This is a genomic window from Pseudomonas sp. B14(2022) (genome assembly GCF_012030485.1).
Lineage (GTDB): Bacteria > Pseudomonadota > Gammaproteobacteria > Pseudomonadales > Pseudomonadaceae > Aquipseudomonas.
In genome coordinates this window covers 214,643-226,459 of sequence record NZ_JAAUVM010000009.1, presented here as the reverse complement: position 1 = coordinate 226,459, position 11,817 = coordinate 214,643, and the positions used below count along the sequence as shown (strand labels likewise).

Below are 11,817 nucleotides of genomic sequence, written 5' to 3'. Positions count from 1 at the left end.
ATCGCCCATTGCTTGGGCGCACTCGCCCCACTGCGCTACAATCCCGCGCCTTCGCAGCCTGTCGGCTTCAATTTACCCATCAGCCCGCTTTCGCGGGACTGCATCGCGAGGTACCTCCATGGTGCACAGCATGACCGCCTTCGCCCGCGTCGAAAAAGCCGGCGCCCAAGGCACCCTGAGCTGGGAGCTGCGCTCGGTCAACAGCCGCTACCTGGAGCCGCACCTGCGCCTGCCGGAATCCTTCCGTGACCTCGAAGGCGCCGTGCGTGAGGCACTGCGCCAGGGTATCTCCCGCGGCAAGCTGGAATGCACCCTGCGTTTTACCGAAGAAACCACCGGCAAGCCGCTGCAGGTGGATCGCGAACGCGCTGCGCAACTGGTCGCTGCCGCCGAAACCATCGCCGGCCTGATCAAGCAACCCGCTGCGCTGAACCCTCTGGAAGTGCTGGCCTGGCCCGGCGTGCTGGTGGCTGACGCCACCGATCCGCAAGCCCTCAATGCCGAAGCCCTCGCCCTGTTCACCCAGGGCCTGAAGGAACTTAAGGCCGGCCGCGAGCGCGAAGGCGCCGAACTGGCCCGCCTGATCAACGAGCGCCTGACCTCGATCGAGGAAGACGTGGTGATCCTGCGCGAGCTGGTGCCGCAGATGCTTGCAACCCAGCGCCAGAAGGTCCTCGACCGCTTCACCGACATGAAGGCCGACCTCGACCCTGTGCGCCTGGAACAGGAAATGGTCCTGCTGGCACAAAAGAGCGACGTCGCCGAAGAGCTCGACCGCCTGAGCACCCACATTCTTGAAGTGCGCCGCGTGCTCAAGTCCGGCGGCGCCGCCGGTCGGCGCCTGGACTTCCTGATGCAGGAACTCAACCGCGAAGCCAATACACTGGGCTCCAAGGCTTTCGATCCGCGCAGCACCACGGCTGCGGTCAACCTCAAGGTGTTGATCGAGCAGATGCGCGAACAAGTACAGAATATTGAGTAAGGCAACCTCCATGACCCACAGCACCGGTACCCTTTACATCATTTCCGCCCCTTCGGGCGCGGGCAAAAGCAGCCTGGTCAAGGCGCTGACCGACACCAACGATCAGATCCGTATTTCGGTGTCCCACACCACCCGCGCCATGCGCCCGGGCGAGGTGAACGGCGTGCACTATCACTTCGTCGAGCGCACCGAGTTCGTCAAGATGATCGAGCATGGCGACTTCCTGGAGCGCGCCGAGGTGTTCGGCAACCTCTACGGCACCTCGCAAAGCCACCTGCAGCAGACCCTGGACGAAGGCCACGACCTGATCCTGGAAATCGACTGGCAGGGCGCCGAGCAAGTGCGCCAACTGATGCCCAAGGCGCGCTCGATCTTCATCCTGCCGCCATCGCTCGAAGCCTTGCACCAGCGCCTGACCAACCGTGGCCAGGACAGCGACGAGATCATCGAAGGCCGCATGCGGGAAGCTGTCAGCGAAATGAGCCACTATGTCGACTACGACTACCTGATCATTAACGACGATTTTTCCCACGCGCTGGATGACCTGAAGGCGATTTTCCGCGCCAATCAGCTCCAGCAGAAGCGTCAACAGCAGCGTTTCGGCAAATTACTCGCCGAATTGCTCGGCTGATTGGCCCTTCCCAAAACCGCTGCAAGGGCTTTACATTGGCGCTTGCAGCGGTTTTGCGAGGGCCTGCGAAAAATCAGCGCTTCCCTAAACGCTGGTGATTTTTTAAACTGCTCAGTCCGCTCGCCCAACCGGGCAGCGCGCATCTTGCATTCGCTCCGAGGAATATCATGGCCCGCGTAACCGTTGAAGACTGCCTAGACCACGTGGCAAACCGCTTTGAGCTGGTCATGCTCTCTACCAAGCGTGCCCGTCAACTGGCCACTGGCGGCAAAGAGCCCCTGGTCCAGTGGGAAAACGACAAGCCTACCGTTGTAGCCCTGCGTGAAATCGCTGAAGGCCTGATGAGCTACGAGTTCATCGCCAACGCTGAAATCGTTGAAGACGAACCGCTGTTTGCAGCGTTCGAGGACGAGTCCAACGAGGCCGTCTAAGCCTATGCCTGGTCGACGTAGCACGGCGCGGGGTCACAGCCTTCGGCAGGAGTTCACACTTTGCCGAGCATAGACGCCCTCGCCGATCGCTTATCGACCTACCTCGGCCCCGACCAGGTCAACCTGGTCCGCCGAGCGTATTTCTACGCCGAACAAGCCCACGACGGCCAACGCCGCCGAAGCGGTGAGGCGTACGTCACCCATCCTCTTGCGGTGGCGAATATCCTCGCCGACATGCACATGGACCATCAGAGCCTGATGGCCGCGATGCTGCATGACGTGATCGAAGACACCGGTATTGCCAAGGAAGCGCTCAGTGCGCAATTTGGCGAAACCGTGGCCGAACTGGTCGACGGGGTCAGCAAACTGACCCAGATGAACTTCGAGACCAAGGCCGAAGCCCAGGCGGAAAACTTCCAGAAAATGGCCATGGCCATGGCCCGGGACATCCGGGTGATCCTGGTCAAGCTGGCCGACCGGCTGCACAACATGCGTACGCTGGAAGTACTGTCCGGCGAAAAACGCCGGCGCATCGCCAAGGAAACCCTGGAAATCTACGCGCCCATCGCCAACCGGCTGGGCATGCACGCCATTCGTATCGAGTTCGAAGACCTCGGCTTCAAGGCCATGCACCCGATGCGTTCAGCGCGCATCTACCAGGCCGTCAAGCGCGCCCGGGGCAATCGCAAGGAAATCGTCAACAAGATCGAAGAATCCCTGAGCCATTGCCTGGCGATCGACGAGATCGAGGGCGAGGTCAGCGGCCGGCAAAAACACATCTACGGCATCTACAAGAAGATGCGCGGCAAGCGTCGGGCCTTCAACGAGATCATGGACGTGTACGCGTTCCGCATCATCGTGGACAAGGTCGATACCTGCTACCGCGTGCTGGGCGCTGTACATAATCTGTACAAACCCCTGCCGGGGCGCTTCAAGGACTACATTGCCATCCCCAAGGCCAACGGCTATCAATCGCTGCATACCACGCTGTTCGGTATGCACGGGGTGCCAATCGAGATCCAGATCCGCACCCGCGAAATGGAAGAGATGGCCAACAACGGCATCGCCGCCCATTGGCTGTACAAATCCAGCGGCGACGAGCAACCCAAAGGCACCCATGCCCGTGCCCGCCAGTGGGTCAAGGGCGTGCTGGAAATGCAGCAACGTGCCGGCAACTCCCTGGAATTTATCGAAAGCGTGAAGATCGACCTGTTCCCGGACGAGGTCTACGTATTCACGCCCAAAGGCCGGATCATGGAGCTGCCCAAAGGCTCCACCGCGGTCGACTTTGCCTACGCGGTGCACACCGACGTCGGCAACAGCTGCATTGCCTGCCGGATCAACCGTCGTCTCGCGCCCCTGTCGGAACCGCTGCAAAGCGGCTCCACTGTGGAGATCGTCAGCGCACCGGGCGCGCGCCCGAACCCGGCGTGGCTGAACTTCGTAGTTACCGGCAAGGCGCGCACACACATCCGCCACGCGCTGAAACTGCAGCGCCGCTCCGAGTCCATCAGCCTGGGCGAGCGCCTGCTGAACAAAGTACTCAACGGCTTCGACAGTGCCTTGGACAAGATTCCGCAGGAGCGCGTGCAGGCGATGCTCCACGAGTACCGCCAGGAAACCATCGAAGACCTGCTGGAAGATATCGGCCTGGGCAACCGCATGGCCTATGTGGTCGCACGCCGCCTGCTGGGTGAAGGCGAACAACTGCCAAGCCCGGAAGGCCCGCTGGCGATTCGCGGCACCGAGGGCCTGGTGCTCAGCTACGCCAAATGCTGCACGCCGATCCCTGGCGACCCGATTGTCGGCCACCTGTCGGCTGGCAAGGGCATGGTCGTTCACCTCGACAACTGCCGCAACATCACCGAAATCCGTCACAACCCGGAAAAATGCATCCAGCTCTCGTGGGCCAAGGATGTCACCGGCGAATTCAACGTCGAGCTGCGCGTTGAGCTGGAACACCAGCGCGGCCTGATCGCCCTGCTGGCCAGCAGCGTCAACGCGGCCGACGGCAATATCGAGAAAATCAGCATGGACGAGCGCGATGGTCGCATCAGCGTGGTCCAGCTGGTGGTCAGCGTGCATGACCGCGTGCACCTGGCCCGCGTGATCAAGAAACTGCGCGCCTTGACCGGTGTGATCCGCATCACCCGCATGCGTGCGTAGCCCATCCATTACAAGGAGTCATTCATGACCAAGACCGTTATCACCAGCGACAAGGCCCCAGCCGCCATCGGTACTTACTCCCAGGCTATCAAGGCGGGCAACACCGTCTACATGTCCGGCCAGATCCCGCTGGACCCAAAGACCATGGAACTGGTGGAAGGCTTCGAAGCCCAGACCGTACAGGTCTTCGAAAACCTCAAGTCCGTGGCCGAAGCTGCCGGCGGCTCGTTCAAGGACATCGTCAAGCTGAACATCTTCCTCACCGACCTGAGCCACTTCGCCAAGGTTAACGAGATCATGGGCAAGTACTTCGAACAACCTTACCCAGCCCGTGCCGCCATTGGCGTTGCAGCCCTGCCAAAGGGCGCGCAGGTTGAGATGGACGCAATTCTGGTCATCGAGTAAAACACCCGGCGCAGCCTCCACAGGCTGCGCCGACTTCGTTTTAAAAGGATTTCATGATGCGCAAAGCGCTTGTAGCCTCTTCGTTGCTCGCCCTGCTCCTCGGCGGCTGTGCCAGCAACCCTGCCGATCTGGATGTGAGCGGCACCTGGATCAACCAGGTCGCCATCGATGCGGCAGCCAAAGGCGGCCCTTTGCGTGAATCGTTGCAAAGCTATGGTCCGAACCTCGAATGGGAGGTCAACCCCAAGGCCTCGCAGGCGCGCTACTACAACGGTTTTGAAGTAGCCGAAGGCAAGTTGCTGGGCGAGAAATCCGGTGCCTGGAGCGTGGATTTCTACGGCAGCTCCGCCACCGAACTCAAGCGCAAAGGCAAGCAACTGCTGCAGTCCGCCAACGACAATGAGCCCGAGCAACTGTTCGCCCGCGCCAAGGACCCTGCACCGGAAGGCGCGCCACTGGGTGCCAACTTCGAACGCGCACTGTACGCAGCCTATATGGGCGGCGACTGGAAGATCACCGACGGCTTCGGCAACGGCGCCACTGTCCAGTTCCAGCCTGACGGCAAGGTCGCCGGTTTGCCCAATGCTGATCGGTACTCACTGTGCCTGGCCGGCGATTGCGCCTCCATGAGCGGTGGCTACGACAGCATGTGGCTGCAACTCAACGGCGTGGGCAACCCCTGGATCTTCGTGCGCAAGGGCAAGCAACTGGAGATCTTCCAGGCGGTCAACACCGCACAGGCGGACGAAGTGCCTTCGTTTACGCCGGGTCCTCGCCAATGGCTGCTTGAAAAACAATAGCAGTCATTAACCAGCTCCAAATGTGGGAGGGGGTTTGCCCCCTCCCACATTTTTAAACCGCATTTCAGCCTTTAAGAATGGCTGCATACCCTTCGCGGTAGGTCGCATACGTGGGTGTCCACCCCAACGCCTTTATGCGGGCATTGCTGCACTGCTTGCTGCCCGCTCGCCGCACACTGGCATCCTCGGACCACTCCGTCACGCCCAGATAGTCTCGCAACCAAGCCACCACCTCGGCCAACGGCGCCGGTGCATCGTCAACACCGATGTAAACCTGATCAAGCGAACCGCCCTGCTCTACATGCCGCAGTAAAAACGCGAGCAAGCCCGCCGCATCGTCCGCGTGAATCCGGTTGCCATATAGAGGCGGGTCGATCGCCACGCGGTACCCCTGGCGCACCTGGGTCAGCAGCCATTCGCGACCAGGACCGTAAATACCGGTCAGCCGCACGACGCTCGCGGGAATGCCACTGTTAAGTGCCACCTGCTCGGCCTCCAGCATGACTTGCCCGGAATAACCGTTGGCCTGGGTTTCGGAGGTTTCATCGACCCACTCCCCATTCTGCTGCCCGTATACGCTGCTGCTGGATACAAACAGCAGGTACTTGGGCTCCTGGCCATAATCCTTCAGCCACTCCAGCACATGCTGCAACCCTTGCACGTAAGCGGCGCGATAACCGGCCTCATCGTGGTCGGTCGCGGCGGCGCAGTACACCAGGTAATCCACCCCGCCGATCGGCCAGGTGTCAGGACAATCCTTGTTGAACAGGTCGCCGGCAATGCCGATCACCCCATCGGGAAGGCGTGAAATATCGCGCCGCAGGCCATAAACCTCCCATTCCGAGGCGAGCAATTGGCTAGCCAACCGACTACCCACATCGCCACAACCGGCAATCACAACAGAAGGCACAGACATCAAAAAACTCCGCTCTTAAAGGTCTAGATTAGCCCTCGCAGATGACCGACGGCCAGAAAAAGGGCAAATAAAGTTACTGTATTACTTCTGTTAACAAGAATTACTTGCAATAATAACCGCCCATTTGTCCTCGACCCCTTGGGTCTGGAAGGACGATCACTCATTTTTTCTCTCAGGTCCGGCCAGCATGACACGTAATACAACCCCCGCTTCGCCAACCAAGCTTCACAGCCCTTCCCGCGCCTGGCGTGCGATTGCTGCGCTGCTGTTCAGCGTACTGCTGGCACCGACCGCCGCGTTCGCTGACGCCACCGCACCCGCCACTCCGGCTGCCACCGAGCAGAATGCCGCCACCCCGGCCGCTCCCGTCGCAGCCCCGGCCCCTACTGACACTGCCGCTCCTGCCGCTGCCGATGACACCGGTGTAGTGCTGGAAGAAGACAACACCCTGGGCATGGCCCACGACCTGTCGCCGTGGGGCATGTACCAGAATGCTGACGTGGTGGTAAAAGCCGTGATGATCGGCCTGGCCATCGCCTCGATCATTACCTGGACCATCTGGATCGCCAAGGGTTTCGAGCTGCTGGGCGCCAAGCGCCGTCTGCGCACTGAAATCGTCCACCTGAAAAAGGCCACCACCCTCAAGGAAGCCAGCGAAAGCGCGACCAAGAAAGGCACTCTGGCCAACACCCTGGTGCACGACGCGCTGGAAGAAATGCGCCTGTCGGCCAACGCCCGCGAAAAAGAAGGCATCAAGGAGCGCGTGGCTTTCCGCCTGGAGCGTCTTGTTGCAGCCTGCGGCCGTAACATGAGCAGCGGCACCGGCGTACTGGCGACCATTGGTTCCACCGCGCCGTTCGTCGGCCTGTTCGGTACCGTCTGGGGCATCATGAACAGCTTCATCGGCATCGCCAAAACCCAGACCACCAACCTCGCCGTCGTTGCCCCCGGCATCGCCGAAGCCCTGCTGGCAACCGCCCTGGGCCTGGTCGCCGCGATTCCTGCGGTAGTGATCTACAACGTCTTCGCCCGTTCGATTGCCGGCTACAAGGCCCAGGTATCGGACGCGTCGGCAGAAGTCCTGCTGCTGGTCAGCCGCGACCTCGATCACCTGCCTACCGAGCGCAGCTCGCAACCGCACATGGTGAAAGTGGGGTAATCGGCCATGGGCCTGCATTTGAATCAAGGCGACGACGAACTCGTCGAGAACCACGAAATCAACGTCACACCGTTTATCGACGTGATGCTGGTGCTGTTGATCATCTTCATGGTGGCCGCACCGTTGGCCACCGTGGATATCAAGGTTGACCTGCCCGCCTCCAGCGCCAAGCCTGCGCCGCGGCCGGAGAAACCGATCTTCCTCAGCGTCAAGGCGGATCAACGCCTGTTCCTGGGCGAAGAAGAAGTCAAAGCCGAAACCCTGGGGCCGGTGCTCGATGCCAAGACCCAAGGCAAGAAGGACACGACGATCTTCTTCCAGGCCGACAAGGGCGTGGACTACGGTGACCTGATGAGCGTGATGGATGCCCTGCGGGCAGCCGGCTACCTCAAGGTCGGCCTGGTCGGACTTGAGACGGCAGCCAAGAAATGATCACGACGCGCCACAAACTGACGCGTTATGGCACCAGCCTCGCCGTCGTGCTGGGCGTGCATGCCGTCGCGATTGCCATCGCGCTCCACTGGTCGGCGCCGCGCACGGTGCAGTTGCCGCCGGCAGCCATGGTCATCGACCTGGCCCCGATGCCTGCCCCCCCGCCGCCGGCGCCGCCGAAAGTGGTAACGCCACCGCAACCGCCTGCACCGGTGGAAGAGCTGCCCCTGCCAAAACTGGCCGAGGCACCCAAGCCAACGATCCAGGTGCCCAAACCGGTCAAGCCAAAGCCCAAGCCGCAACCGCCAAAGCCGGTGGAGAAAAAGATCGAGCCGCCCAAGGAGAAACCCTCCGAGGAACCGCCGAGCGATGCTCCTCCGACCAAAGCACCGGCTGAAAAATCGGCCCAGCCGGCTCCCGGCCCATCGCCGCAGCAGATCGCCGCCAAAGCGTCCTGGGAAGGTGCCCTGCTGGCACACTTGCAGAAGTACAAGAAGTACCCGCCAGGTGCCCAGGCCCGTGGCAAGGAAGGCCTGAACCGCCTGAAGTTCGTCGTGGATGCCGACGGTAACGTGCTGTCCTACGAGTTGGTGGGCCGTTCCGGCAACGCCGACCTGGACCGCGCCACCCTGGACATGATCCGTCGTGCCCAGCCGCTGCCCAAGCCGCCGGCCGATATGCTTAAGGGCGGCAGCATCGAGATCGTTGCACCGTTCGTGTACAACATCGAAAAACGTCGTCGCTGAAAATGAAGGTGGCGAGGGACACCCCTCGCCACTCTCAGCAAAATCCCGCGCATTCCCCCCTCAATCCCCAGCAAAGTTCTGATAACGTGCGTCTATCGATTGCAGCCGGTATGCTTGGCCCGCAACCTCATGGACGCCCGCTATGACTCTCACAGAATTACGCTACATCGTTACACTCGCCCAAGAGCAACACTTTGGCCACGCAGCCGAGCGTTGCCACGTCAGCCAGCCGACGCTGTCGGTGGGCGTGAAAAAGCTTGAAGACGAACTCGGTGTGCTGATTTTCGAGCGCAGCAAAAGCGCCGTGCGCCTTACCCCGGTGGGCGAAGGCATCGTTGCCCAGGCCCAGAAGGTGCTCGAGCAAGCCCAGAGCATTCGTGAACTGGCCCAGGCGGGCAAGAACCAGCTGACCGCGCCGCTGAAAGTCGGCGCCATCTATACCGTCGGCCCATACCTGTTCCCGCACCTGATCCCGCAACTGCACCGCGTCGCACCGCAGATGCCGTTGTATATCGAAGAAAACTTCACCCACGTGCTGCGCGACAAACTGCGCAACGGCGAGCTGGACGCGATCATCATCGCCCTGCCGTTCAACGAAGCGGATGTGTTGACGCTGCCGCTCTACGACGAGCCGTTCTACGTGCTGATGCCCGCCTCCCACCCGTGGACGCAGAAAGACACCATCGACGCCGGCCTGCTCAACGACAAGAGCCTGCTGCTGCTCGGCGAAGGCCACTGCTTCCGCGACCAGGTGCTGGAAGCCTGCCCGACCCTGACCAAAGGCAACGACGGCGCCAAACACACCACCGTGGAATCCAGCTCCCTGGAAACCATTCGCCATATGGTCGCCTCTGGCCTGGGCATCTCGATCCTGCCGCTTTCGGCAGTGGACAGCCATCACTACGCCCCTGGTGTGATCGAAGTGCGTCCACTCACGCCACCGGTGCCGTTCCGCACCGTGGCGATCGCCTGGCGCGCCAGCTTCCCACGGCCCAAAGCGATTGAGATCCTCGCCGACTCGATCCGCCTGTGTTCGGTGGCCAAGCCGCCTGCTGCGAGCTAAGTAAACGTATGACTGAGCTGTCGCAGGTGTCGGTGACGGCACTCAAGGGTGTCGGTGAAGCCATGGCCGAGAAACTGGCCAAGGTCGGTCTGGAAAACCTCCAGGACGTGCTGTTTCACCTGCCCTTGCGTTATCAGGATCGCACCCGCGTGGTGCCCATCGGCCAACTGCGTCCGGGGCAGGATGCGGTGGTCGAAGGCACCGTCAGCGGCGCCGACGTGGTGATGGGCAAGCGCCGCAGCCTGGTGGTGCGCCTGCAGGACGGCACCGGTGGCCTGAGCCTGCGCTTCTACCATTTCAGCAATGCGCAGAAGGAAGGCCTCAAGCGTGGCACCCGCGTGCGCTGCTACGGCGAAGCGCGCCCCGGCGCCTCGGGCCTGGAGATCTACCATCCGGAGTACCGCGCCATTACCGGCGATGAACCGCCACCGGTGGACACCACCCTCACGCCGATCTACCCGCTCACCGAAGGCCTGACCCAACAGCGCCTGCGCCAGTTGTGCATGCAGACCCTGAGCATGCTTGGCCCACAGAGCCTGCCCGACTGGCTGCCCCTGGAACTGGCCCGCGACTACCAACTGGCGCCGCTGGCCGATGCGATCCGCTACCTGCATCACCCACCCGCGGATGCCGATGTCGACGAGCTGGCCCTCGGTCATCACTGGGCCCAGCACCGCCTGGCGTTCGAAGAACTGCTGACTCACCAACTGTCCCAGCAACGTCTGCGCGAAAGCATGCGCTCCCTGCGTGCGCCGGCCATGCCCAAGGCCACGCGCCTGCCTGCGCAATACCTGGCTAACCTCGGCTTTGCGCCGACGGGTGCCCAGCAGCGTGTGGGCAATGAAATCGCCTACGACCTCAGCCAGCACGAGCCGATGCTGCGCCTGATCCAGGGCGACGTAGGCGCGGGCAAAACCGTAGTCGCGGCCCTCGCCGCCCTGCAAGCCTTGGAAGCCGGTTACCAGGTGGCGCTGATGGCGCCTACCGAGATCCTCGCCGAGCAGCACTTCATCACGTTCAAGCGATGGCTCGAGCCCCTGGGCCTGGAAGTCGCATGGCTGGCCGGCAAGCTCAAGGGCAAGACGCGTGCAGCGGCGCTGGAGCAGATCGCCGGCGGCGCACCGATGGTGGTGGGCACCCATGCGCTGTTCCAGGACGAAGTCCAGTTCAAGAACCTGGCCCTGGTGATCATCGACGAACAGCACCGCTTCGGCGTGCAGCAGCGCCTGGCCCTGCGCCAGAAAGGCGTGGGCGGGCGCATGAACCCGCATCAGCTGATCATGACCGCCACCCCGATCCCGCGCACCCTGGCCATGAGCGCCTACGCCGACCTCGACACCTCGATCCTCGACGAACTGCCCCCCGGCCGCACACCGGTCAACACCGTGCTGGTCACCGATACGCGCCGGGTCGAAGTGATCGAACGGGTACGCGGCGCCTGCGCCGAAGGCCGTCAGGCGTACTGGGTGTGCACGCTGATCGAAGAGTCCGAGGAGCTGACCTGCCAGGCCGCCGAGACCACCTATGAAGACCTCACCAGCGCCCTGGGCGAACTTAAGGTCGGGCTGATCCACGGGCGCATGAAGCCTGTGGAAAAGGCGGCGGTGATGGCTGAATTCAAGGCCGGCAACCTGCAACTGCTGGTCGCTACCACCGTGATTGAAGTGGGCGTGGACGTGCCCAACGCCAGCCTGATGATCATCGAAAACCCCGAGCGCCTGGGCCTGGCGCAATTGCACCAACTGCGCGGTCGCGTCGGCCGGGGCAGCGCCGCCAGCCACTGCGTGCTGCTCTACCACCCGCCGCTGTCGCAGATCGGCCGCCAGCGCCTGGGGATCATGCGCGAAACCAACGATGGTTTTGTCATCGCCGAAAAAGACCTCGAACTGCGCGGCCCCGGCGAAATGCTCGGCACCCGCCAGACCGGCCTGCTGCAATTCAAGGTCGCCGACCTGATGCGCGACGCCGACCTGCTGCCCGCCGTGCGCGACGCGGCGCAAGCACTGCTGGAGCGTTGGCCGGATCACGTCAGCCCGCTGCTGGATCGCTGGCTTCGTCATGGGCAGCAATACGGCCAAGTGTGACG

The 11,817-nt window shown here is 62.3% G+C and carries 12 protein-coding genes; 11 read left to right on the top strand and 1 reads right to left on the bottom strand.

Features of this window, described 5'->3' with window-relative positions; all coding sequences use genetic code 11:
* The first annotated feature begins 118 nt into the window (after nt 1–118).
* The 6 genes from HCF10_RS16010 (at nt 119) to HCF10_RS15985 (ending at nt 5,415) form a co-directional block, all read left to right on the top strand.
* The gene (locus HCF10_RS16010) at nt 119–982 is read left to right on the top strand and encodes a YicC/YloC family endoribonuclease (RefSeq protein WP_131697648.1); all 864 of its coding nucleotides are present in this window, start codon (nt 119–121) and stop codon (nt 980–982) included.
* 10 nt (nt 983–992) lie between these two features.
* Nucleotides 993–1,613, top strand: a complete 621-nt coding sequence (gmk, locus tag HCF10_RS16005) for a guanylate kinase (RefSeq protein WP_131697649.1) — start codon at nt 993–995, stop codon at nt 1,611–1,613.
* Between the two features lie 167 nt (nt 1,614–1,780).
* Nucleotides 1,781–2,044 (top strand): DNA-directed RNA polymerase subunit omega, encoded by a 264-nt coding sequence (rpoZ, locus tag HCF10_RS16000; protein WP_017735757.1) that lies wholly within the window; start codon nt 1,781–1,783, stop codon nt 2,042–2,044.
* Between the two features lie 60 nt (nt 2,045–2,104).
* On the top strand, nt 2,105–4,210 hold the full coding sequence (gene spoT, locus HCF10_RS15995) for a bifunctional GTP diphosphokinase/guanosine-3',5'-bis pyrophosphate 3'-pyrophosphohydrolase (RefSeq protein WP_015886535.1): 2,106 nt from the start codon (nt 2,105–2,107) through the stop codon (nt 4,208–4,210).
* Nucleotides 4,211–4,234: 24 nt separating this feature from the next.
* The gene (locus tag HCF10_RS15990; RefSeq protein WP_003176922.1) at nt 4,235–4,615 is read left to right on the top strand and encodes a RidA family protein; all 381 of its coding nucleotides are present in this window, start codon (nt 4,235–4,237) and stop codon (nt 4,613–4,615) included.
* A gap of 56 nt (nt 4,616–4,671) precedes the next feature.
* The gene (locus tag HCF10_RS15985) at nt 4,672–5,415 is read left to right on the top strand and encodes a hypothetical protein (protein ID WP_131697650.1); all 744 of its coding nucleotides are present in this window, start codon (nt 4,672–4,674) and stop codon (nt 5,413–5,415) included.
* A gap of 64 nt (nt 5,416–5,479) precedes the next feature.
* On the opposite strand, the gene HCF10_RS15980 is transcribed toward HCF10_RS15985, so the two are convergent.
* On the bottom strand, nt 5,480–6,331 hold the full coding sequence (locus HCF10_RS15980) for an SDR family oxidoreductase (RefSeq protein ID WP_167655929.1): 852 nt from the start codon (nt 6,329–6,331) through the stop codon (nt 5,480–5,482).
* A 187-nt stretch (nt 6,332–6,518) separates the two neighbouring features.
* Between HCF10_RS15980 and exbB the strand changes: the two genes are divergently transcribed.
* From exbB to recG, 5 genes are all read left to right on the top strand, one after another.
* A complete protein-coding gene (gene exbB / locus HCF10_RS15975) occupies nt 6,519–7,490 on the top strand; it encodes a tonB-system energizer ExbB (RefSeq protein WP_167655928.1) in 972 nt (323 codons plus the stop codon).
* A 6-nt stretch (nt 7,491–7,496) separates the two neighbouring features.
* Entirely contained in the window at nt 7,497–7,922 is a 426-nt protein-coding gene (gene exbD, locus HCF10_RS15970) for a TonB system transport protein ExbD (protein WP_003195519.1), read from the top strand.
* Nucleotides 7,919–8,668, top strand: coding sequence for a TonB family protein (locus tag HCF10_RS15965; RefSeq protein ID WP_131697653.1), 750 nt, complete (start codon nt 7,919–7,921; stop codon nt 8,666–8,668). Before exbD ends, HCF10_RS15965 begins: the two co-directional genes overlap by 4 nt.
* A gap of 142 nt (nt 8,669–8,810) precedes the next feature.
* Nucleotides 8,811–9,731: a hydrogen peroxide-inducible genes activator gene (locus HCF10_RS15960; protein WP_015886540.1), complete on the top strand. Its 921-nt coding sequence runs from the start codon at nt 8,811–8,813 to the stop codon at nt 9,729–9,731.
* 8 nt (nt 9,732–9,739) lie between these two features.
* Nucleotides 9,740–11,815 carry an ATP-dependent DNA helicase RecG gene (gene recG, locus HCF10_RS15955; protein WP_145337414.1) on the top strand — a complete coding sequence of 692 codons (2,076 nt, stop codon included), beginning with the start codon at nt 9,740–9,742 and terminating at the stop codon, nt 11,813–11,815.
* Nucleotides 11,816–11,817: the final 2 nt, after the last annotated feature.